This window comes from uncultured Methanobrevibacter sp., from assembly GCF_902770715.1.
Lineage (GTDB): Archaea > Methanobacteriota > Methanobacteria > Methanobacteriales > Methanobacteriaceae > Methanocatella.
Map to the genome: position 1 here is coordinate 1 of NZ_CACXTS010000029.1, position 20,365 is coordinate 20,365.

Sequence of the window (20,365 nt, forward strand, 5' to 3'; positions counted from 1 at the left end):
TGTAGTTTCTTCTGCAATGCTAAAATTGCCTCTTTGGTTGAATAATAATCTATTTCATGATATTTCAACAAAGTTTGGTCAATGGCAGATAAACTAGATGTCTTGTAAGTATACATTGATTCAAATGATAAACTGTTCTCGTAATATTGCTTGAATTTTAATTTCCAAATACTTGATTTCTCAAGTGTTTGCTTTTTATTTTTAATTCTAACAACATATTTTCCATTAGGAATATCCATAGCATCTGTTACAACTGTTACAACAGTATTCCATTTATCCCATTGATTTAAATAATCCATATATGCTCTACCATTGTAAAAATACTCTTCTTTCATTATAACACTGATTTCAAAATCAATTCCATTGAATCCTTTGTTAAAATAAAAAGTAGGAGCATTTAATTCTTGGTCATCATATAAGAGTGTAGTTTCACTGATATTACTGCCTGAATTTACATCAAATCCATCGTTCATGATGACTTTTAATGGTACTTTGTTTATTTCAAAAAATCCCATAAATTAGACACTCCTTCCTGCTGTTTTATTATTCCAACTTAATTCTCTTCTAATGAATTCTAAAATCCTTTCCATCTTTTCTTCATTGTCTAAATCACCGTAATGATTGAAAACAAAGTTTCCGCCATTCGAATTTTTTAATAAGTCTATTATAATATTCAATAATGTAGTTAAATCAGAATTATTGATAATAGCATCATTATTTAGTTTTAATTCTTTATTACCAAATCCATATTCAAATTGTGGATTTCCCCAACCTTCAACAGCTGTTTTAGCAAGATTAACTATATTTCTCTTCATTAAAGATGCAGATTCGGGAATTCTAGTTGCAGTTTCTTTAAGCTCTGCCAACATCTCGGTTTGAATAATACCTGGTGAATGTCTACCTAACCCATTAAGGAAGTTTTGTACGGCATTTACTCCAGCATTCCAAAGTATTTGACCAATTCTTCCTATGAAATTTGTAGCTTCACTGATCATTTCATTTAATTCTGAACTTAAAGCACTAGACCTGCACTAGCAAGTTTATTAATAAAATTAGAAGCAAAATTAATAACATAATTTAATGCGGATTGTAATATACCACCAATAGTTGATGGCATTCCATTCATCTGACCAATTAATAGAAAGATGGCACCTATTCCACCAGTAGCCATTACAAAAAAGATTTCTACAAATAATTGACCATAAGTTTGGAAAAAAGTAATAACGGCATTAAAAGAGTCTTGTATCCAAGTAAAAGCACCTGTAATGATGGAAGTAATTGAATTAGATGTGTTACTTACACCTTCAGTAATCCAAGTCCATATTCCCATTAAACTATCATATAAACCTTGAGCAAAGCTTATAATTGATTGTACAGCCCAACTAACACCAGAAACAATCCAATTCCAAACTCCTACCAGTGCCTGACCTAATCCATCGATAGCATTTTTTACGGTTTCGTTATGGAAATAAAGATAACCTAAAACTGCTATTAATGCTACGATTGCTATTACAACAAGCATTATTGGGTTAGCAGACATTGCAATATTTAAAGCCCATTGAGCTGCCGTTGCAATTCCTGATGCAACAGAAGATGCTATCTTAGCTGCTTGTTCAGCTGCCCACATAGCAGCAGACCTTAAAGCATTAGCCCCTGCTATTAAAGCATTTTTCCCTGCTTCTAATAAACTTAGTGCAGTAGTTTTAGCAGCCGAACCTACATTTTTCAATGAAGTCAATAAAGAAGTAGCAAGATTTCTAGCACTAGCCAAAGCTTTAGCACCTAATGCTCTTATTTCTGTCCCTAAGGTAAGAATTTTAGTTTTAACTGTACTAGCCATATCTCCAACACTTTTTAGATGTTGTCTGAACTTAGTTAATTGTTGTCCGTCAGGTATTTTGAAGAAATAATTATATAATTTTGCAAATGGGCTTAAAGTGAAAGTAACAATCTTTATTAATGCACTAAGACCCAAACTAACAGAAGAAATACCTATAACCAATGCTCCAAATGAACCTATAACTCCTTGAACAGGAGCAGGTAAACTTCGAAAAGCTTGTGTAATACCATTAATAGCATTAGCAGTTGTTTCCATTACAGGAATAACAGAAGGCAATATTGCTTCACCAATACTTCTGATAAGGAAGTCCTTAGCTCTACTGACTGTTTCAGTAAGGTGTTCGTAACTGTTTTTGTAATTTTCTGTTACATCAGCACCATATTTCATATTTAAAGCACTAGATAATACAGCCGCACGACTATTAGCATCTAATTCTTTAAATTTTGATGAAACTTCATCAACAGACACTCCCATTGCTCTAGCAAGGTCTCCAGTATTTAATCCGAAAGCCCTTAATTGCAAAGCACCTGCTCTACCACTTAAAACCATTTGTTGAAATTTCCTATCAGCCGTATCAAAATCAGTTCCCATTTGGAATGAAGCTTTACTGATACCATTGAAACTGTCTTGTAATATTTGACTACTTGTAATTCCAACATTTCCCATGTTAATAAGGTGAGCTCTGACACTTCCTGCTCCTCGACCAGTTTCATTAGTCATTGTAGAAATGAGATTTCCAAAGGAAGATTGTGCTTGTTCAGCCGACATTGAAGTACCTGTCATTGCATAGCCTAATCTGACCATCGTATCAGAATAATTTCCTGCCGCATTGACACTACTCATCATAGTATCAGCCAGTCCACCAGATATTTGTCCAGCAGCCAAAGCATCAACCATGGTTATTGAGCTATCTGTTGCATCTTTGAAATTATCACTAACTTGTTTTGCAGACTCACTCAAATTATCTAAAACTGATGGATCAATATTATTCAAAGTTGAAGCAAGATTATCTGCAGTAGATGTGGCATCATCAAGAGCATCATTTAAAGATTGAATTTTATCAGTAGCATCATCAATCAGTGAATCATCAATGTCTAAATCAATAGAAAGTGTTTCTCCGTCTATCGTTTCTAATTCTGCTTTCGTGGATTCAATGTTTCCCTCAGAATCTATGTCAAAGTCAATAGAAAGAGATGCACCATCGATATCGCCAATCTCAGTATCAATAGTTTTTAAATCAGAGTCATCAGCATCAATATCCAAATCGATAGTTTCATCGTCTAAATTAGAAATGTCATTTTCAACTTTTACAACATCAGTATCATCTATATTTGTTTTAATTTCGATTTCTGAATCTTTTAACTCTTCTAAGGCAGTTTTTAAATCTTTTACTTCGGTAGTGTCAGCTTTTGTTCTAATGTTAATATCTATGTTATTTTCAGCCATATTGAATCTACCTCATTTATTTTCGATTATATTGTTGCAAAAGCTTTATTTTTTAATTTCCATTTTAAAATGATTTTATTTATAATATTGATTGCCGTTTTTTGTAAAACTGTTAATTCAGATAAATTTCCGTTATTTATTTTATATCCATTCAAATGAGCCAAAGTAATGTGTTTTAGTTCACCTTTTTCAATATCTAAAACCCCATCAACTCTTTTGTTAATGCATATTGCTCTTCCTTATTTTGTTTGATACCTGATAAATCTTGAATTCTCATTAAAATCTCATCTACAACACCTGCAGGCATTGTTTCGATTAAATTTATACCAATAGGTTCGCCTTTACTTGATAATAAACCAAGATTTAAAATTGCATTTCCAAAGTTGGTTAAATCATTAGAATATTTCTTTAAAGTGTTATTCCATTCTAAACTTGTAATTGGTCTAATCATAGCAGAAACTGGTATTACTCCATCTTCAGTAGGATAATCGAATGTTATCGGCACTTCTACTTTTGCTCCTTCAACCAATAATTCCTCTAATTTAAAAACTTTTTCATCAGTGTTTATTTCCAATTCTTTGTTTTTTTCTTCAGCCATAGTGAAAACTCCATAATAATAATTGTTTAAAAAAAATAGGAGTATTACCAATAATAAACTGGTAATACTCCTTTAATTTTGGGGATAAAATAAAAATAGGTTTATTTTTTCAAAGTCTGATATTTTCTCTTTTTAGATGAACCTTTAAATGATAATCCTTCAACGGTTCTTTCATCAGCTTTGATTTCATACTCGTCATTATCTACCAAACAATTGTAGACATAATCAATGACTTTAAATGCTTCGGTTGATGTACGAACAGTTTCTACAATTTTAATTGTTTCAGGGGTTGTAAGCATTGCATCTAATTTCTCGTGTAAAGTCATGTATTCGTTTTGAGTACCATATCTTAAACGGTCTACACTGATAGAATATGGAATCTTATCTGTTCCATCAGTTAATACACCATCAAATGTTGCAGTACTTGTGATATTGGTTTCCGGTGAAACTTTAACATTCGTACCCCACATCACTTTTAAATTTCCGATGTAAACTTCTTTATCAGCCATTATTCCACCTCAATAGTGTAGTAAACATTAATTTTTGTAATTATGCCATCGAATTTCATAGAATCAATGTAAATTTCAATACAATCGCTAGATACCTTTTCAACAGTATAAATAATATCTTTTAATAGGTGTAATTCTTCAACACAAACTTTTCTAACAGTTTCGACAATATTATCAATACCTTCAACAGTAGCTTCACTAGACTGTTCACCTAAATAGGTTTCAATAGCAATAGTTTTTAAAACATAATCCCTTACACGATTAATGTATATATCAAGCCCATTAGGTAACATACTGTTTACACAAATGTATTCATTGTTATCCCTGTTTTTACACTTAATAAATGGAATGTTTAAATTCAATAAAACGGCACCCAAATCGCCACTTTCTGTGGTATATTCAGGTGATACACCAGTTATATTTGGAATTATTTTAGATGTTAAACTCCTAGATACACTCATTCCTGCAATTATACCACACATATAAGCAGTACTTCTGTTTAAATCCAATGTTTCGCCATTTACTGTAAAAGTTTGGGTATTGATATAGTAAACATTTTTATTGAAAGTTTGAACACTATCGGCATAAGCTGAAGCATTAGCACGTTTTAAACTTGCAATTTGTCCGTGAGGATTTTTACCTTTGTATTCTTCATTTAACCATGTGGTAACAATTGATTGGGCTGAATCAGACAATTCTTCAGCAATTAATAGAATATCAAATGTTTCACCTCTTAATTTTGCTAAAGCTTGAGTTAATTTCTCATTTGTTAAAGTAGTTTCAGCAACAGGTGTTTCACCACTAGTCCATGTAGTAATGTTTGCTATCAATAAGTTAGATGCTCCTAAGAAAAGATAATCTATTGTATCTGTTCCTTTAAATGTACCGAATGTAGAAGATGTTCCGAAAAGGGAATGTGCTATTCTTGCACCTGATACATTAGTAACATCAGTGATTTCACTATTGAAAGCACCTATTACAGCAATACTTGAAGCCATTCCAGGTATTGAATTAACTACTGTCGTAGCAATTTCATAAACATTAATTTCTGTTTCTTTCGCCATTTTCTTATACTCCTGCATTATTTTTCTTGAATTTATCAAGATTTTTCATTAATTCTGATTTGGATTTGATTTTTATGTTATTGGATTGAATATAATGTACAAATCCAACTTTTAACATATTAGGGATTTCTAATGTGTTTAAATCGTCCAAATAATCATATTCTTTATTAGTCATTTTCTTCTCCTATAACAAATTCAGTGTCATCTGTTAAGATTTTACAAACATTTTTGATTGATTCTGCATCATTTTCATCTTTTTCAATTCCTGATAAGCATTCTACCATTATATGACCACGATTTAGCACGAAATTTGGATTATACTCAGGAGCAATGTTTCTTATAATAGGTTTTAAAGGGAATAAATCACTATTTTCTTTGAGTATTTTGATTATTTCCTTTGATACAACTTTTATAGTGAAAATAGCACGTTTATAATCCTTAATTTTAGTAGTAATTAAAATCTCAATTAAATCCTTATATTCAGAAGCTTCGGTCATTTCTGTGTTTATTTCACTAGAAACAACACCTATAAAGATAGAATTTGACTCTGAAGCAACTTTTTTTGATGGATACATTATTTGGAAATGTTTTAAAACTTCATTTCCATTGTTTTTTTCATCTATTAAAATAGAATAAATTGTTTCATCACTAGATAACATAATTATTCTCCTATTTTATTGAATAGTTTGATTAAAAATACTTTTTTGAACAATATCCTGAGCTTCTGATTGGGTTTGCTCGTAAGCAGGTTTAACGAAAGGTCTTGGAGGAGCAGGAGAACTGTACATACTAAACACTTCATTGCCGGATAATGTAAACCAGTGAAGAACTTTTGCATTTACTGGTCTAACTTCTCCTCTGCCCTTTTCTATACATAAAGGATAAAAATGAGTAATACTAGTTCCAACGAGATATGAGGTATCAGATAATTCCTCTATTTCAATGGATTTTATAAGGTCCATTGATGCTATTGTACCATTGGTTGCTATTGCTAATTCTTGAAGAGATTTGTTCCTTTTAGCAATAGTTTCTGCCCCTTCTTTTGCACCATTTTCAATTCCTTTTTTATACTTTTCAGCAAGTTCAATCGCTGGTGTAAAAACAGGGTCGCCATCTAAGAATTGGATCAACTCATCTAATTCTGAGGTATCCAATGATACATTGACCTGAGTGTCTAATTCATCCCAAGTACCCATAAAATCACCTACCTAAAAAATATTAAAATTGTATTTTTTATAAGGTTTCAGCATCTCTTTGGCTTGTATAATCAGTGAATCACCATATCCGATGGGATATGTTTCATCTATTTGGTCATTTGGTCTTATATCGTATTTTTTCCATAATAGACCAGCAGTCCAAAAGATAATTGCAGTATGGCTTATAGGAACATTTGTAAAATCAGTTAATTGGGTGTAAGATAAGGCATAATTCTCTGCTACACTATAAAAATGTAGGATTTCTTCAGAGGACACTTTTTTGTTGTAATCCATTTCATCTAATTCTAATGAATTACTTTCATTTAAATCCTCATCGTTATCTATATTAGTTACAACCCAATTATCTAGTTTCAATAATACTTCTTTAATTATTGCTTCATCATCCATAATTAGCACGACCTTTTAAAAAAGTATTAAAATAATTAATCAAAGATTACATTATTCAATAGGTTAATTCTAAGGAAAAAATAATCAATGAAAAATTATTCTGATTCTAAATATCTAAAATATAAAATAGATTATTCCCTATCAAGATAAATTGCACAAAAATCGTCTACAATACGTTCAGTATTATTATACTCCCTATAACCTGTTGCAGTTATATTAAACAAATATTCTTCTTTTATAGGTAAATCTAATACTAATAAACCATCTGTATCACTACCTTGGGAATCACCAGTACCTGTAACACCAGTATATTTATTATCAACAGTTACTGTCGCCCCATTTATATATTGAGCAGAGTCATTGTCTTGTACAATGATAGAAACAGTTTTGGTAGGAATATCTGCTTCTAAACTGATAGTGAAACTTGTATGTGTTTCATCAACAGTTATAGTTTCAGTTTTTGTTTTGTAACCATCAGCTGTTATTATAACAGTATTTTCACCATCGGTTACATTTTGTAATGTACAACCACCTTGGCTTCCAGTAGTACCTGTTTTTTCACCAATAGTTACTGTTGCACTTCGGATAGGTGATGTTCCATCATTAATTATGAAATTAATGTTGCGAGTTTCAGGATTTCCCTCATCATCAGGGAGTATCATCACCCTCTTCTTCATCATCTGAGCCTGATGGGATATTAATGATTTTAGCTGCGAGTACATCTTTATTGTATAAGATTAAAACATCGAAGTATACATCGACAGTTGATAAGTATGCTTTTGCGGATAATTCATAATCGTTCTCAGACTCTATTTCATTAAGGAATCCAAATACAATAGAATCAGGATCAGCCATTAAAATTTGTTCCTCAAAGCCGTTATCTGGTTCATCAAGGAAATCAGCTTGGGATATAGGTACACCCCATAATTTTAGTTGTCCGTTATTGTCGAAATAAAGGTTATCTCCCCTTTCTGTTGGTCTTTCATCAGCCTCTTCAATTAAAAGACCTTCAAACTCAGTAGATACATAAATCTTCGCATTAGACCTTTTACCCCTTTGTTTAGTGAATTGGGTAATCATTTTTTTGACTTGAGGTACTAATGGTTTGGAAGCATCTATATCTTTGAAATAACCCATTGGAGCTTTGCGGTCAATTGCAACATTGGTTTCGTATGAGTCTGCAATGATTTCTAATTGTTTGAATACTCCATTGATTTGATGTACTCCATCAGTGCTAGCAGTGTTTTCGTCTTTGATACCGTACATACCAATATTTTCAGCACTGTATCCTGCTCTTTCAGCAAGTATAGCTTCAATATGTGGTAAAAAGGTTTCTTTTTCGATGTTAGTTTTTAAGAATAATTTTGAAGTGTATGTAAATATTGAGAATGGTTCAGCTTCAAGTTTAGACCTGCTAAATTCAGGAACAGTTTCCTCTAAAGCAGTAGTATAATCCTTTTGTAATGGAGCTCCTTTATTATCCCCACTTAATTTTTTCATAGATTGTAATCTTGCTTTAACACGAAGATAACTGATATCGTGTTCAATAGATTCCATTTGAATGAACCTAGCATCGTTAAGAATACTTGGAGTGTTTTCCACCAATTCTAAGAACCTATCAATTTCGGTTTGTTGTTTCCAACCTGGATTGATAGCTCCACCATTACCTCTTGGATTTTTAGACCATTTTAATATAAATGGCAAGTTATTTTCAATAGTTTCTCTTGTAACAACTTCTACAGTCATATTTATCAGCTCTTTATTTATTTTAGATTGTAAAATTGGTTAATTTGATTTTTATCTTCTAATTTTTCTACCTAAATGATCCCTACCAGTTCTTTCATAGAAATCAGTTGGAGGATTGTTATCAATAACAACATCAGTCATAGAAGTTTGTCTTTTGTTAATTTCAACTTCCTCTTTTTTCTTTTCATCTTCTTCTGATTCTTCCTCTTCTTTTTCAGGTTCTTCTTCCTCAGAATCATTATCGTTTTCTTCTTCTTTTTTCTCTTCATCTTTATCAGCTTTATTGATAACTTCATCATTCTGAGGTGTTGGTTCAACCTCCTTAGTGGCTTCCACGAAAGCTTTAACAATTGCATCTGGTAATTGCTCTAATAAGTCTTTATTAGAAATATCTTCAACTTCAGGTGTTTCTCCACCAGTTTCTTCTTTATCAATTTTGGTTTCGTCATCGTCTTCAGTATCGCTTTTGTTAATACTGAAAATATCACGAAGTTTATCAATCGCTGATAAAGGAATCATTGGTTCTTCATTTTTTTCTCCATTAGTCATTTTTTCACCAGTCTTATCGTTTTTATTGATATAAAAATTGTAATCCATTACTTCCAATCCATATTGGTTAGCTCCTTTGTCTACAAAGCTTATAAACAATGGAATTACTTCTTCCAAATCATCTAAGTCTTGATAATGAATAGACTTGTTAATGAACCAGTATTTCTTAGTCATGGCATCTTCTGATACACTTCCAAGACTTAAACCTGAGATACTACCATCTTTAATTGAAGATAATAGTTCCTCATTTGTTACTGCGAAAGTAGCCATCCAAGAACCTGAAGGAACAACTTTGCCATTGAGTTCAGTGTCTGATTCAGTAATCCAGTTAGCTAAAACTTCAACACCCTCATTTTTGATTCTAGTGTGCATTACATCAGTAGCTCTGTCTAAATACTTGGTAAAAATAGTTTTAATGTCCTTTTTATCTAGACAGTCCCCATCTGAATCAGGAACACCATTAGCAATTACAACACCAGTGATATAAGTCGCTTCGTTCAATTAAATGCCTCTCTTTCAGTTAGTTCATAGCTTCTAGGTTCAAACTAGAAAATATACAGCTATGTTTTAAACAATGAATTGATTAAAATAATGTAATCGATTAAAACAAGTCATTTAAGAATAATCAACTCATTCAAATAATTAATGTAGGTTAATTTTGTAGTAAAAATAAATATTCTAATATATATTAAAATGCTCTGAATTGGCAATAGCATATCCATGTATTCTCAAAACTGCCGTTTGGGTCTGAGGGATACATTAAAGGTTCAACTTCGCCAGTAACATCATGCATACATTGGAAGTAATCATAGAAATCAACTACCTGTCCATCATTACTTGAATGTCTTGTAGTTTGTCCCTCGTTAGTCCATATCCACTCTTTCTGTGTATAGACTTCAGGTAATCCTTGAATTTGTGCTTCTTGATTGATAGCATCGTACTCTTCCCATGTAGCATTCATTTGGGTTTGTCTATTCAATGCTTCAGCAGTAATATCCAAATCTCTGTATGAGAAGACATTACTCGGAATATTTACACCGAATTGGTTTCGCATGAAGTCCAAGTCATTAACACTTCTCTCCATTATATTTTTACGATTGGCAGTTTTATTTTCTCTTTTTACAACTTTTTGGTATTCTTTGAGATTTAATTCATAAGTACTCAATACTCTTTCAGTATAATCTAAATTTTTAGATATTCTTTCTAATTCTGATTCTACAACAGTATTTAATCTAGCTTCTGCTTTATTTCTAATAAGCATTTCGTTTATTGCTAAATCAGAAGTATATTTTGAATTAACAATTCGATTATATTGTTCATAAACTTGTGGTTTATTTAATACATATAAATCGCCGTATATCATTGCTTGTGTTGGTCTAGCAACATTTTCATCATTTAAATAATCTTCGATGTATTTATCGATGATATTATTGTTGTAGACTTGAATATAATATGCAGACAATCTATTCTGTCTTTTTTCAATGAGAGATTTTCTTTCCCAGTATTTCTTATTGTTTAAGATTGGAGCCATGATATAACCTCATTGGCTTCATTTATATCTGAGTTAGAATAGTTAGTCAATCCCAATAATCTACCACCATAGAACCTTTCATTAAATAGTGGATTAGCATCATTATATTCTAATTGTAATTTAGGATAATAAACACTAACAGCTTTAATTGTCTCTCCAAGTGTTAAAATACCGTTATTGAATAGATTTAGGATTGAAGATACTTCTACATCTTTTTTATCACTGAATATGGGTGTTTCAATATCTACAACACCTTCATATTCAAAGAATTTTCTATTGAATTTATTTATTTCAATTTCAAATGGTAGCTGTTCATTCTCCAAGCTTTTAGTATAAATCTCGTAAATAGTATTGGACTTTTGGGAGTTCATTGACTCTGTTACATCATCAATCATGAGTCTGACTTTCGGTATGCTAAAACAAGCAAGAATGTCCTCATCACACCTATCTGCCAATTCTGATAAGTATGAGTAGTTTTGTTCACTAATCGGAACATATTGGACTTCTAGTGGAATTTCAGCATTAAAACTTTCTAAATCCATAACGAGTATGCCAGTACCTGCATCTGTCATTTGGTCTTCCAAATCTTTTTTGGTTTCTTCTTTTTGACCTTCGAAAGCAGGAGGTCTGCGAATAACAAGTATTCCACTCATTAAATTTCCCTCGTTAATTTTTTTAGCATTTAATTCATCTAATGCTACCTTAGCAGATATACTGTTAAATGCTGGTAACCAATAAGGGATTTCATAGAATTCAGAAGTCTTTCCACCTCCCAACCAAAAACATGTTGGTAGATCAGCGTCTTCCTCATCGTATTCGTATCTGCTGAGTTTCATCTTAACATCAGGTTTTCCATCAATTTTTTGAATAGCATAATAACTGTATGTTATTTCTCCAGTTTCGCTATCTTTATGTGATTCTTGATTGATGAATAATGTTTCAGCAGGGATTTGGTATAGTTCTATTGGAAGTCCTGTTTTTTCATCGAATATGATTTCAGAAGCACCGAATCCATAAGAATAGAATTCTTGAAGTTGTTTATATAGTTCGTTAATATTATTTTTCCAAAAATTAACAACGATTTCCTCTATTTCTGATTCTTTATCACTGAGATAAGTCATTTCATTTAAAATAACATCTTGAGCTAAAATACGAATTGCTTTGTCAAGTCTATTGTTCTGTAAGATTAGATTTTGTGCTATACTAACAGAAACTATTGGGTCAATTCTATATTTGTATTTAGCATCTTCTTTACTAGTCTTTGGTGCTATACTCATTTGAATCTGTCTTTTATTAATTTCTAGACTACTATTCAATGAAGTATAATTAATTTTCATATATATCAGCTCAAAAAAATCAATAGGAGGATGAAGGTACATTTTTCCGCAGAAACTCTAATGGTAAGACAAATTGTAAAATTTGATAATTCGCACTATCGAATTTAGGTAACATTATTTGAAAATTATGATTGTTTTAATCAATGCACCTTCAATATATACTCTAATAAGAATAGTGATGTTTATTATAATGAAAGTTATTAGAAAAAATAAAATATAATTAATTATTTATATATATTATTTAGGAATAAAGTGATTATTCATGGTTGCCACAGAATTAATTGACATAGTTAAAAAATTTTTAGAAATTAAAAATGCCATAATTGAATTAGACCTAATTTTAGATGAATATCCATATGATACATCATTACTTAAAAATGCCATCGAAAAATTAAAAATAATTTGTTTAAAACAAGATTTATATGAAATTCAGGAGATAGATAAATTTTCCTCAAAGGATGAATTGGAATTAATTTATTTATCTGACGAGCTTCATTTTTACTCACAAAATATTCTTATGAAAGAATTTTGTTCTATCTATAAAATAAATGAAGATGATTTTTTGAAGTTTTTTTTGGTTTTTGATGAAGGATATACAATACTTCAAGAAATACTCACCCTTATGATTGTGGGTCGAGTAGGGACTAGTTCAGACATGGTTATATACAGAATAAACAAATTTCGATATTTTTATTTAAAATATAAATTACCTTATAAACTAAATGAAAATATTGAAAATTATTTGGGAAATGATGCAGTATCTGAATTTAGTGATGTACAAAGTGCTTTGACAATTGATTACCTAAAAAATGAATTTAAACCATATTTTCCAGATGAACAAAATAATATTATATATTTGTAAAAATAAATAGTTGAGTAGTTAATATTCCAAATATTAACTTATATAATAATGAAGAAGCAAGCTTTTACGAGCTTAATGGAGATAAAGTTCATAAAAATGGACTTTATTCTTCATATAGTCTAGATAAAAATTAGGACTGATAAAAAGTAGTTAAATTAATATAAAATTGATAATTAATTTAAAAAAGAAAAAATAATAGAAATATGTTTATACATTAAAATAAACATTTTCTATAACATATTCATTTATTCATTTGATTTCCAAAATCTTTATAATTAAATAAGAAATCATTACCATTATAGTATGTAATCTCATAAATACTACCATCATTAGTTTTAAAAACTGTTGTTGATGGTGTACCATCACTAAAAACTATATTTTTATATGTGATTCCATTTGATTGGACTTCCGTAACATTATCCTTAGATGTCAATTCGTTTAAAATACTTGTTGATTCAGTTGCTTTAGTAATCATATACAGCATTCTATTGTCTTCACTGTTTATTTTAATAGTATTCGTGTTATTTCCTTCAATATTACTTATTTCTTTGTTAGTTAAATTATTTACTGTGAAATGTTTACCTCCCAATACGAGATTAGCCGAATGGTCAGGATTATCCTTGAATAACATTGAAGCACCAGCTATAATTAAAGCAACGATAATTATTCCGACACAACACATAAGTATTGTACGATTGTTATTATCACCAGTATCTGACATATTATTCACCTCATTATAATATAATGTGTATTTAATAATATATTATTATAATCTTATAATATTTTGTATTTCCATAAAAGCATAACCTAAACTGTCTAATTCATCAGGAGATGGATATTCATTCATAATCTCTTTATCAGGATGAATATAAACATATTGATTGAATAAACTTCTTAACCGTTCAGGATTAATGTTTCTATCAAAGAATAATCTGTTTTGCCTAATTAGATTTGCAGTAGGTCTAGCTCTATTGTATTTAGAATTGCTTGATTGTGTTTTCTTCACGATAATACCATTCTTTCTAACTAAATCTTTCAATATATTCTGCCAGTGTTTTAAAGCATATGTAGAGTCACTTCCTGGTTCTTGTTCAAAATTAACAACATATGGATTCCATTTAGAATTTCTAATTATGAAGTTCTTTAATCTTTCTTCTGGAAAAGCTGATGGAGTAGCATCTAGATCCACTAACACAAGTTTCCCATTATTAAAATAAACTAAACATGACATAGCAAATTTATCAGAACCTGTACTTGCTGGGTCAATACCGATAGCACTAAATACTGGTTGCCACTTCCAATAAACATTATTATATGATATTAAAGCTTTGTTTAATTTGTCTCTTGTTATTAATAGACCTTCTTTGAGTACTGCATCCCAATCTCCAAATTTAAGTTGGAGCTTTGTTAATTCATCAAGTTTATCTAACTGATGACCATATTGTTCTCTATCAAGATATACATTGTCTAAATAACTGGAAGCAATAAAAGGATTTGGTGCATCATCTTTAATGAATCTATCTTTCACCCAATCATGACCTCTACCTCCTGGGTTTGTCCCTGCTCTCATTCTAATTGGAACATCACTATCTTCCAATTTCCTCAATCTACTGTGGAGATAGGTATATTGATTTTCAGGAAATTGTGTAAGCTCATCGAATCCAACGAATTGAAGCTCTGAACCTTGGTACTGGTCTAAATCGTTATTATGATTTAGATATCCAAAGCTTAATGTAGCTCCACTTGGAAATGACCAAGTTTTTGTATTACTGTTCCAATGTAACTCTTCGTGAGTGGAGAGCCATTTATTTGCCCTATCCATGATAGCATTAGGTTGGGAGAGGTCCTGATATGTTTTTCTTAGAATTAAAGCTGAATAGTTTGGCTCAGTTACATATTGTAAAGCTGCCATGAGTAAAGCATCAGACTTACCACCTCCAGCTTGTCCTCCATAAAGTAATTCTTCGCTTGGGTGAGTGAGGAAGTGAACTTGATTTAGAAATGGTTTATGTGGTATATATGGATTATCTATCACTGTTGATTTGAAATCCACCCTATACTTTGTCCAATTCTGCTTCAAGCTCTTTAAAGTAATTTTCATTTTCAATCCTTTTTTCTTCTAATGTTTTTTTACTTTCTACTTCCAATTTTCCCTCATGATTTAAATCCATACGGTCTTTTCTACCAAATTCTTCAGGATAAACTCTTTCTAGATACCAAGCTGATGCAGTCCATGCCTCTGCTTCATGGATTTTCTTTAAATGAAATAATTTATTCTTATTTTTAGCCATTTGGAAATCATTGTAGAAATCACGATATTTTCCTCGTTTTGCTTCTTTCCCTTTATTAAGCCATTTATATAATGTAGCTTCATTTATTCCTGCAACCTCAGCACATTCCTTTTGATTAAGACCAGATTCACGAGCTTTTAAAATCATTTTAATAGTTTCATCGTTAAACTTTGCCATAATCATTATCTCCCTTTTATGACTTGCTTTTTAGAAAAATAATATAATATATAGTGAAAAAGCAAGTCTAGTAATATTTCTCTTTCAATTTTTCAACCTTTTCTTGAGGAATTGTTTTATACTTTGGAATAAAGCTAAATACACCACCAACACCATAATCGCATTTATTACATGGTGGGTGAATTCTTAATTTGTTATAGAGCAAAGTTCTTATGAGATTTAATTTAGAATTATTATACCAAAACTCTTCTACATCGATATTATGAATATTACCAAAGATACTAACATTATTTTCTCCATCCAAACAACATAATCTAATATCTCCATTATATCTAATCACTAAATCTTTAAATGGGAGTATACATGGTTTAAATAATGGTTTTTTCAAAGGTTCATAACCTAACTTTGAAGCTGATTTATAATCCAAATTTCCAGCAAGATTATTCCACTGCCTCAATCCTTTTTTGTTCTCTGCAAAGTTATCAGGAATTAAAACCATTTCATGAGTAGTTTTCGGATTATTTCTCTTATAAGGTTTAAAATCTGTTTCTCCATCAATACGAACATTAAAGACATTATTTGATTTATAATAATTGATTCGTTCTTCAAAACTTCCATCGTAACAGTCTACTGATAGGATATTTCCACCTATTTTGAAGAATTGTTTGGCAGTTTCAATATCTAATAAATCTCCATTTGTTATCAGATGAATCTGTGAGTTTGGCAAGATTTTTCTAAATAAACTTATAATTTTTTTCCAATAAGGATTTAATAATGGTTCTCCCCTGTAATCGAATTGCAATCTCATTGGGTCAAATACTTTTAAACTATCGGCAATCTTTTTAGCAGTTCCCAAGTTCATAAAGTAATATTCGCCTCTTTTGAGATGCCTAACTTGCCTAAAACACAGCTTACATCTTCTATTACACCCATATGTCAGTTCTATTACGGCATTTTGAGGTCTATTTTGCTTATTTGTTTTAATCATACCAACCCTCAAGTTCTTTCACCCTATACAGATTATCACCATTTTCATCTTTACCTACAACTTCAACATGTTGTCTAGTTCTTAATTCCACTTTTCGTGGTTTATTCCAACACCATCTTGTAAAGTCATGACAATCCATATTTAGTGTTTGAGCCTTTGATCTAGAATCAGCGATACAAGCAGAAACCTCTGATTCAACACCCTTGAAACATTCCTTTGAATATTTACCAACATCTTTAAAAGTAATAATATCTGTTTTTCTTCTTTGGGCTTGTTCAACGGCATGGGTAAAATTACCGAAATACAAATATTTGTGCATTTCAGGAGGTATAGCACAACAACAGTAACTAGGAGTGTAGATTTGTCTAGATTTATTGCAGGCATAGTATAATTTCAATTTCCGACAAGTTTCAATGAATTCATCGTAATAAGGTTGCAATATTTTATCCCTTTCTTCTTGGCTTTTTTTGGTATACAAATCGTATAAATCAACTCCAGTGATTTCTGATAATTTCAACATTCTTTTTTTGTAAAATTCAGGTAATACTGGCTTAACCAATAAATCTCTGATTTTACAAGCATAAGCTCCACTCATTTTAGCTTTTGTAACTAAACCTTTTACATCAGAATAACCTGGAATTAATGGTCTAATAATATGGGTTACTTTAATACCATTTTTAGAAAGCTTTTTGATATTGTTAAATCTTTCAGTAGGTGAAGGTACACCTCTTTCCACTTTTCTAGCAATTAAATCGTTGGAAGTTGATATAGCAATACGGAAATGCCAGTTATGTGGGTGATTCTTGATAATATTCATATATTTTGGCTTAGTATACATAGAACCTTTACTGCAAAAAGTCAATGGATAATCAATTTCATCAAAGAATTCTAGCAATTCATATGTTACTCCATATTTCTTTTCATTATTACAGAATGGGTCTGAAACCGTACCGAATTGAATCATCTTTTTGTTTTTCACATATTTTTCAAGGAATTTATATGTTTTAGGGATTTCTCCACCATTTAAAATTGCCGTGAAAACTTTCTTAATTAAATCAGGGTCAATAGTTCTTAATGGCATGGAATCATGTTTAACTATGTTCCCTTGTTTTTTAGCACGTAGATTAATTGATTTTCTTGCATTAGCATCGCAGTATAAACAATTGTAACTGCAAAATGTATAATCATCAAGTAATATTGGCATAAAACAAGATTCATACTTAGTTTTCAAAGTTATGCCTTGATAATTTTTATCTAGTTGTTTAGTCTGATTCTTCATTTGTTAATCTCTCCACTAATTCATCTCCATCAACTACAATCTTTTTAAAGCCGTCTTCACGGAAAAATGTATTGTGGTCAATTATTTCTAGGAATTTATTAGCTTTTTCCCAATCTATAAATGAGATATAGACAATATTATGGTCCTTTTGGTTGTCTTGAATCTCTTCTAGCTCTTCATCAGGTTCTTCAATCCCTGCATCAATATCCTCAAAGATTTCATTGTATTCAAAATCATCGAGTAACACTTCTATTTCAGTATCATCGAAACCTGTTAGCTCTACATCTAAATTACTTAATTTCAAATCGCTGAAGAGATTAGTTAATTTATCATAATCCCAATCACCTGAAATCTTATTAAGTGCTAGATTTAATGCTTTTTCATGGTCTTCTGATTCAATTTTTAAATCAGCTTCAGTAAACACCCAACCAATGTCGCCCAATCTAATTAGATTTAATTTCTCAAAGATTTTGTCATCTTCAAGATGTTGGTCAATTAATACATCGAATCTTTGATGACCTCCAATGATGTGATTGTTCTTCAAGTTTATTACAATAGGATCAACTAATCCAAATGTAGATAATGAATTTTTTAATTTAGTTGCTTCACTTTCAGATATTAATCTTGGATTGTAATCGGCTGGTACTATGTCAGTTATTTTGATTTTTTCAATTTCTACCATTGTTAATCTCCTAGCAATTTGTCTTGCTTTATCATCGATTTGTTTATCTATTGCTTCTAGCTCCTCTTTTTTGGTCTTTTCCTTGTATCTATCAATACTCGTTATAACTAAAATTGCAAGAAAAATAGCAAAAACTCCACAAATAATTGCTATTTCATCCCATTCCTGAAATAATGGGTGATTAGTTATTCCGTTGAAGATTAAAACCACTCCAGTGGAGATTAAAGCTCCACTCAAAGTAGTTTTGACAAACCCATAAGTCCAAATTGTTCTTTTCCATGGGATTGTATCTATTAGTTTTTTTGTCATCTACTATGTCTCCCTATCAGTTTAAAATGCTCACAACCTAAATCCGTATGTTTTATCTGATTTTTGGTTATTTGGCATCGTGGGTCAGAATATGGGTATTCCCACCAATTTATGTAGTAATCAGCATATTTGCAGTCAGCACATGTGGGAACATATTCTTCTTTGGAATCGGTCATTTAGCACCCATCTTCTTTACTTAATTCATTTTTAACAGTGTTTTCTGCAACTTTTACACGGAAGTTTTCAGGGAAAATTTTAACTAACAATGCGCAGGCACCTATTATTCCCACTGCAATTGACTGATATTTCGGTGGTAAAAAACTGAAATCATTGGCAGTTAAACCACTGATAAAGACTATTAAAGCTAAAATTCCACTAATTAACCAACTATATTTTTTGAAACTTTTTAATTCTTGCATACTCTTTCCTCCATCTTCTTTTTTGAAACCTTTCAATTCTTTTTTCAAATAAGATGTCAGTCAATGTTTTAAACCTAATACCAGCTGAATATGGAAAAGGGGATTGAATAATTAATCCACAATGGGTGCAATACACTTCTTCATTGTTATCTACTTCAAAATCACCTTTTTCTCTACATTCTGGACATTTTAAGTTTGAATACGGTTTATTTCCCATTGACTGCCTCTCTATAAAAAACTATAATAAAAATACAAAAATTTTAACAGCTTATTTTTATTAGATGCCTAATCTTCTTTTTTCATTGTTTATGAGTTTTAACTCAACTTCAGGGTCAGAATTTGCTCTTCCATGTAAGTTAGCACCTTTACTACCTAATGCACCTTTCTTACTTTCACTCATTGTATCTTTGTATCTATTATAAAAATTCCTGAAGTTATTTCTGTTTTGCTCTTCTTTGGCATAGTTTTTACACTTTAAACAACAGTATTTCTTATTAGAAACAGATTTTTTGAATAATCTTCCACACCACTTGCAAGTTGGTAAGACAGTAAAAATAGTTTCAACAATATCATCAAAGACTTTCTCTGGATCGCCTGGAATATAATCAACTTTATGAACATTAAGATAACCATCAATGAGAACATCATATTTCTGAATTACTTTGCATTGGTTGATGTAATCCCTATCTTGCAATATTTCTTCACTGTGAATAACAATATAAATATCCATATCAGGAAAATACTTGTTGATATTGCGGATAAATGCTGCCTTAACATCCTCATCGGTGTGGTATGCATAATCACTTAAAATACATCTATCCCATAAAACAATGTCATAATCCTTAAAATCCTCATAATTCCATGTTAAACTTCTGTCTAATGCCATTAAAAGTGCTATTTCCGAGATTGTTAAATTATAGTTATTTAATATATATAAAATTGTTTTGTCTTGGGGTTGGATTAAACTCTTAACATTATATGACTTCTTTGTTAAAAATTCACTGAGTTTTTTAATCATCGTGGTCTTTCCAGTACCACTAATCCCATCTAATGCTATGTGAAGTGTCATCTTCCTAGAACCTCACATAAAATAATTATCATTTAATATCACCGACCATTGTTTATCGGCACTAT

General features: G+C 30.8%; 26 protein-coding genes. 1 reads left to right on the forward strand and 25 read right to left on the reverse strand.

The genetic code is table 11. The features are described from left to right. The 15 genes from QZU81_RS08455 to QZU81_RS08525 form a co-directional block, all read right to left on the reverse strand. Positions 1 to 515, reverse strand: a 515-nt coding sequence (locus QZU81_RS08455) for a hypothetical protein (protein ID WP_295591209.1), incomplete at its 3' end; no start/stop codon positions are given. A 3-nt stretch (positions 516 to 518) separates the two neighbouring features. Continuing rightward, positions 519 to 995, reverse strand: coding sequence for a hypothetical protein (locus tag QZU81_RS08460; RefSeq protein WP_295591211.1), 477 nt, complete (start codon positions 993 to 995; stop codon positions 519 to 521). 17 nt (positions 996 to 1,012) lie between these two features. After that, positions 1,013 to 3,286 (reverse strand): hypothetical protein, encoded by a 2,274-nt coding sequence (locus tag QZU81_RS08465; protein WP_295591213.1) that lies wholly within the window; start codon positions 3,284 to 3,286, stop codon positions 1,013 to 1,015. Positions 3,287 to 3,482: 196 nt separating this feature from the next. Beyond that, positions 3,483 to 3,884, reverse strand: a complete 402-nt coding sequence (locus tag QZU81_RS08470; protein ID WP_295591215.1) for a hypothetical protein — start codon at positions 3,882 to 3,884, stop codon at positions 3,483 to 3,485. A 101-nt stretch (positions 3,885 to 3,985) separates the two neighbouring features. Continuing rightward, entirely contained in the window at positions 3,986 to 4,393 is a 408-nt protein-coding gene (locus QZU81_RS08475) for a hypothetical protein (RefSeq protein WP_295591217.1), read from the reverse strand. Further along, on the reverse strand, positions 4,393 to 5,457 hold the full coding sequence (locus tag QZU81_RS08480; protein ID WP_295591218.1) for a phage tail sheath subtilisin-like domain-containing protein: 1,065 nt from the start codon (positions 5,455 to 5,457) through the stop codon (positions 4,393 to 4,395). Before QZU81_RS08480 ends, QZU81_RS08475 begins: the two co-directional genes overlap by 1 nt. A 4-nt stretch (positions 5,458 to 5,461) precedes the next feature. After that, positions 5,462 to 5,632, reverse strand: coding sequence for a hypothetical protein (locus tag QZU81_RS08485; RefSeq protein WP_295591220.1), 171 nt, complete (start codon positions 5,630 to 5,632; stop codon positions 5,462 to 5,464). Then, a complete protein-coding gene (locus tag QZU81_RS08490) occupies positions 5,625 to 6,116 on the reverse strand; it encodes a hypothetical protein (protein ID WP_295591222.1) in 492 nt (163 codons plus the stop codon). The genes QZU81_RS08485 and QZU81_RS08490 overlap by 8 nt, the downstream gene beginning before the upstream one ends. Before the next feature lie 15 nt (positions 6,117 to 6,131). Beyond that, complete coding sequence (locus tag QZU81_RS08495; protein WP_295591224.1) at positions 6,132 to 6,653, reverse strand: hypothetical protein; 522 nt, start codon at positions 6,651 to 6,653, stop codon at positions 6,132 to 6,134. A 12-nt stretch (positions 6,654 to 6,665) separates the two neighbouring features. After that, positions 6,666 to 7,061, reverse strand: coding sequence for a hypothetical protein (locus QZU81_RS08500; protein WP_295591226.1), 396 nt, complete (start codon positions 7,059 to 7,061; stop codon positions 6,666 to 6,668). Positions 7,062 to 7,192: 131 nt separating this feature from the next. Next, the gene (locus QZU81_RS08505) at positions 7,193 to 7,723 is read right to left on the reverse strand and encodes a PEGA domain-containing protein (protein ID WP_295591228.1); all 531 of its coding nucleotides are present in this window, start codon (positions 7,721 to 7,723) and stop codon (positions 7,193 to 7,195) included. Beyond that, positions 7,710 to 8,807, reverse strand: coding sequence for a hypothetical protein (locus QZU81_RS08510; protein WP_295591230.1), 1,098 nt, complete (start codon positions 8,805 to 8,807; stop codon positions 7,710 to 7,712). The genes QZU81_RS08505 and QZU81_RS08510 overlap by 14 nt, the downstream gene beginning before the upstream one ends. 51 nt (positions 8,808 to 8,858) lie before the next feature. Continuing rightward, the gene (locus QZU81_RS08515) at positions 8,859 to 9,857 is read right to left on the reverse strand and encodes an XkdF-like putative serine protease domain-containing protein (protein ID WP_295591232.1); all 999 of its coding nucleotides are present in this window, start codon (positions 9,855 to 9,857) and stop codon (positions 8,859 to 8,861) included. 187 nt (positions 9,858 to 10,044) lie between these two features. Then, on the reverse strand, positions 10,045 to 10,887 hold the full coding sequence (locus QZU81_RS08520; protein ID WP_295591233.1) for a hypothetical protein: 843 nt from the start codon (positions 10,885 to 10,887) through the stop codon (positions 10,045 to 10,047). Beyond that, complete coding sequence (locus tag QZU81_RS08525; RefSeq protein WP_295591235.1) at positions 10,872 to 12,164, reverse strand: hypothetical protein; 1,293 nt, start codon at positions 12,162 to 12,164, stop codon at positions 10,872 to 10,874. The genes QZU81_RS08520 and QZU81_RS08525 overlap by 16 nt, the downstream gene beginning before the upstream one ends. Before the next feature lie 322 nt (positions 12,165 to 12,486). Here QZU81_RS08525 and QZU81_RS08530 point away from each other — a divergent pair, with 322 nt between their 5' ends. Beyond that, positions 12,487 to 13,086: a hypothetical protein gene (locus QZU81_RS08530; protein WP_295591237.1), complete on the forward strand. Its 600-nt coding sequence runs from the start codon at positions 12,487 to 12,489 to the stop codon at positions 13,084 to 13,086. Positions 13,087 to 13,327: 241 nt separating this feature from the next. On the opposite strand, the gene QZU81_RS08535 is transcribed toward QZU81_RS08530, so the two are convergent. The 10 genes from QZU81_RS08535 to QZU81_RS08580 all read right to left on the reverse strand — a co-directional run bounded on the left by QZU81_RS08535 (position 13,328) and on the right by QZU81_RS08580 (position 20,300). Further along, positions 13,328 to 13,807, reverse strand: coding sequence for a hypothetical protein (locus tag QZU81_RS08535; RefSeq protein WP_295591239.1), 480 nt, complete (start codon positions 13,805 to 13,807; stop codon positions 13,328 to 13,330). 45 nt (positions 13,808 to 13,852) lie between these two features. Continuing rightward, positions 13,853 to 15,187, reverse strand: a complete 1,335-nt coding sequence (locus tag QZU81_RS08540; protein ID WP_295591241.1) for a phage terminase large subunit — start codon at positions 15,185 to 15,187, stop codon at positions 13,853 to 13,855. Beyond that, complete coding sequence (locus QZU81_RS08545) at positions 15,141 to 15,560, reverse strand: hypothetical protein (RefSeq protein WP_295591243.1); 420 nt, start codon at positions 15,558 to 15,560, stop codon at positions 15,141 to 15,143. Before QZU81_RS08545 ends, QZU81_RS08540 begins: the two co-directional genes overlap by 47 nt. A gap of 61 nt (positions 15,561 to 15,621) precedes the next feature. Next, entirely contained in the window at positions 15,622 to 16,542 is a 921-nt protein-coding gene (locus QZU81_RS08550; protein WP_295591245.1) for a radical SAM/SPASM domain-containing protein, read from the reverse strand. Beyond that, positions 16,535 to 17,773, reverse strand: coding sequence for a radical SAM protein (locus QZU81_RS08555; protein ID WP_295591247.1), 1,239 nt, complete (start codon positions 17,771 to 17,773; stop codon positions 16,535 to 16,537). The genes QZU81_RS08550 and QZU81_RS08555 overlap by 8 nt, the downstream gene beginning before the upstream one ends. Positions 17,774 to 17,804: 31 nt before the next feature. Continuing rightward, positions 17,805 to 18,812 carry a ParB N-terminal domain-containing protein gene (locus tag QZU81_RS08560; RefSeq protein WP_295591249.1) on the reverse strand — a complete coding sequence of 336 codons (1,008 nt, stop codon included), beginning with the start codon at positions 18,810 to 18,812 and terminating at the stop codon, positions 17,805 to 17,807. Continuing rightward, complete coding sequence (locus QZU81_RS08565; protein ID WP_295591251.1) at positions 18,809 to 18,988, reverse strand: hypothetical protein; 180 nt, start codon at positions 18,986 to 18,988, stop codon at positions 18,809 to 18,811. The genes QZU81_RS08560 and QZU81_RS08565 overlap by 4 nt, the downstream gene beginning before the upstream one ends. Then, positions 18,989 to 19,231, reverse strand: a complete 243-nt coding sequence (locus tag QZU81_RS08570; RefSeq protein ID WP_295591253.1) for a hypothetical protein — start codon at positions 19,229 to 19,231, stop codon at positions 18,989 to 18,991. Continuing rightward, entirely contained in the window at positions 19,200 to 19,448 is a 249-nt protein-coding gene (locus QZU81_RS08575; RefSeq protein ID WP_295591255.1) for a hypothetical protein, read from the reverse strand. Before QZU81_RS08575 ends, QZU81_RS08570 begins: the two co-directional genes overlap by 32 nt. A gap of 60 nt (positions 19,449 to 19,508) precedes the next feature. Further along, positions 19,509 to 20,300 carry a hypothetical protein gene (locus QZU81_RS08580; protein WP_295591257.1) on the reverse strand — a complete coding sequence of 264 codons (792 nt, stop codon included), beginning with the start codon at positions 20,298 to 20,300 and terminating at the stop codon, positions 19,509 to 19,511. Positions 20,301 to 20,365 lie beyond the last annotated feature (65 nt).

What these genes read in the sequence shown, in the direction of transcription:
- QZU81_RS08460 (WP_295591211.1), bottom strand. Translation starts at nt 995, where the DNA reads ATGATCAGTGAAGCTACAAATTTCATAGGAAGAATTGGTCAAATACTT.
- QZU81_RS08465 (WP_295591213.1), bottom strand. Translation starts at nt 3,286, where the DNA reads ATGGCTGAAAATAACATAGATATTAACATTAGAACAAAAGCTGACACT.
- QZU81_RS08470 (WP_295591215.1), bottom strand. Translation starts at nt 3,884, where the DNA reads ATGGCTGAAGAAAAAAACAAAGAATTGGAAATAAACACTGATGAAAAA.
- QZU81_RS08475 (WP_295591217.1), bottom strand. Translation starts at nt 4,393, where the DNA reads ATGGCTGATAAAGAAGTTTACATCGGAAATTTAAAAGTGATGTGGGGT.
- QZU81_RS08480 (WP_295591218.1), bottom strand. Translation starts at nt 5,457, where the DNA reads ATGGCGAAAGAAACAGAAATTAATGTTTATGAAATTGCTACGACAGTA.
- QZU81_RS08485 (WP_295591220.1), bottom strand. Translation starts at nt 5,632, where the DNA reads ATGACTAATAAAGAATATGATTATTTGGACGATTTAAACACATTAGAA.
- QZU81_RS08490 (WP_295591222.1), bottom strand. Translation starts at nt 6,116, where the DNA reads ATGTTATCTAGTGATGAAACAATTTATTCTATTTTAATAGATGAAAAA.
- QZU81_RS08495 (WP_295591224.1), bottom strand. Translation starts at nt 6,653, where the DNA reads ATGGGTACTTGGGATGAATTAGACACTCAGGTCAATGTATCATTGGAT.
- QZU81_RS08500 (WP_295591226.1), bottom strand. Translation starts at nt 7,061, where the DNA reads ATGGATGATGAAGCAATAATTAAAGAAGTATTATTGAAACTAGATAAT.
- QZU81_RS08505 (WP_295591228.1), bottom strand. Translation starts at nt 7,723, where the DNA reads ATGATACTCCCTGATGATGAGGGAAATCCTGAAACTCGCAACATTAAT.
- QZU81_RS08510 (WP_295591230.1), bottom strand. Translation starts at nt 8,807, where the DNA reads ATGACTGTAGAAGTTGTTACAAGAGAAACTATTGAAAATAACTTGCCA.
- QZU81_RS08520 (WP_295591233.1), bottom strand. Translation starts at nt 10,887, where the DNA reads ATGGCTCCAATCTTAAACAATAAGAAATACTGGGAAAGAAAATCTCTC.
- QZU81_RS08525 (WP_295591235.1), bottom strand. Translation starts at nt 12,164, where the DNA reads ATGAGTATAGCACCAAAGACTAGTAAAGAAGATGCTAAATACAAATAT.
- QZU81_RS08530 (WP_295591237.1), top strand. Translation starts at nt 12,487, where the DNA reads ATGGTTGCCACAGAATTAATTGACATAGTTAAAAAATTTTTAGAAATT.
- QZU81_RS08535 (WP_295591239.1), bottom strand. Translation starts at nt 13,807, where the DNA reads ATGTCAGATACTGGTGATAATAACAATCGTACAATACTTATGTGTTGT.
- QZU81_RS08540 (WP_295591241.1), bottom strand. Translation starts at nt 15,187, where the DNA reads ATGAAAATTACTTTAAAGAGCTTGAAGCAGAATTGGACAAAGTATAGG.
- QZU81_RS08545 (WP_295591243.1), bottom strand. Translation starts at nt 15,560, where the DNA reads ATGATTATGGCAAAGTTTAACGATGAAACTATTAAAATGATTTTAAAA.
- QZU81_RS08550 (WP_295591245.1), bottom strand. Translation starts at nt 16,542, where the DNA reads ATGATTAAAACAAATAAGCAAAATAGACCTCAAAATGCCGTAATAGAA.
- QZU81_RS08560 (WP_295591249.1), bottom strand. Translation starts at nt 18,812, where the DNA reads ATGACAAAAAAACTAATAGATACAATCCCATGGAAAAGAACAATTTGG.
- QZU81_RS08565 (WP_295591251.1), bottom strand. Translation starts at nt 18,988, where the DNA reads ATGACCGATTCCAAAGAAGAATATGTTCCCACATGTGCTGACTGCAAA.
- QZU81_RS08570 (WP_295591253.1), bottom strand. Translation starts at nt 19,231, where the DNA reads ATGCAAGAATTAAAAAGTTTCAAAAAATATAGTTGGTTAATTAGTGGA.
- QZU81_RS08575 (WP_295591255.1), bottom strand. Translation starts at nt 19,448, where the DNA reads ATGGGAAATAAACCGTATTCAAACTTAAAATGTCCAGAATGTAGAGAA.
- QZU81_RS08580 (WP_295591257.1), bottom strand. Translation starts at nt 20,300, where the DNA reads ATGACACTTCACATAGCATTAGATGGGATTAGTGGTACTGGAAAGACC.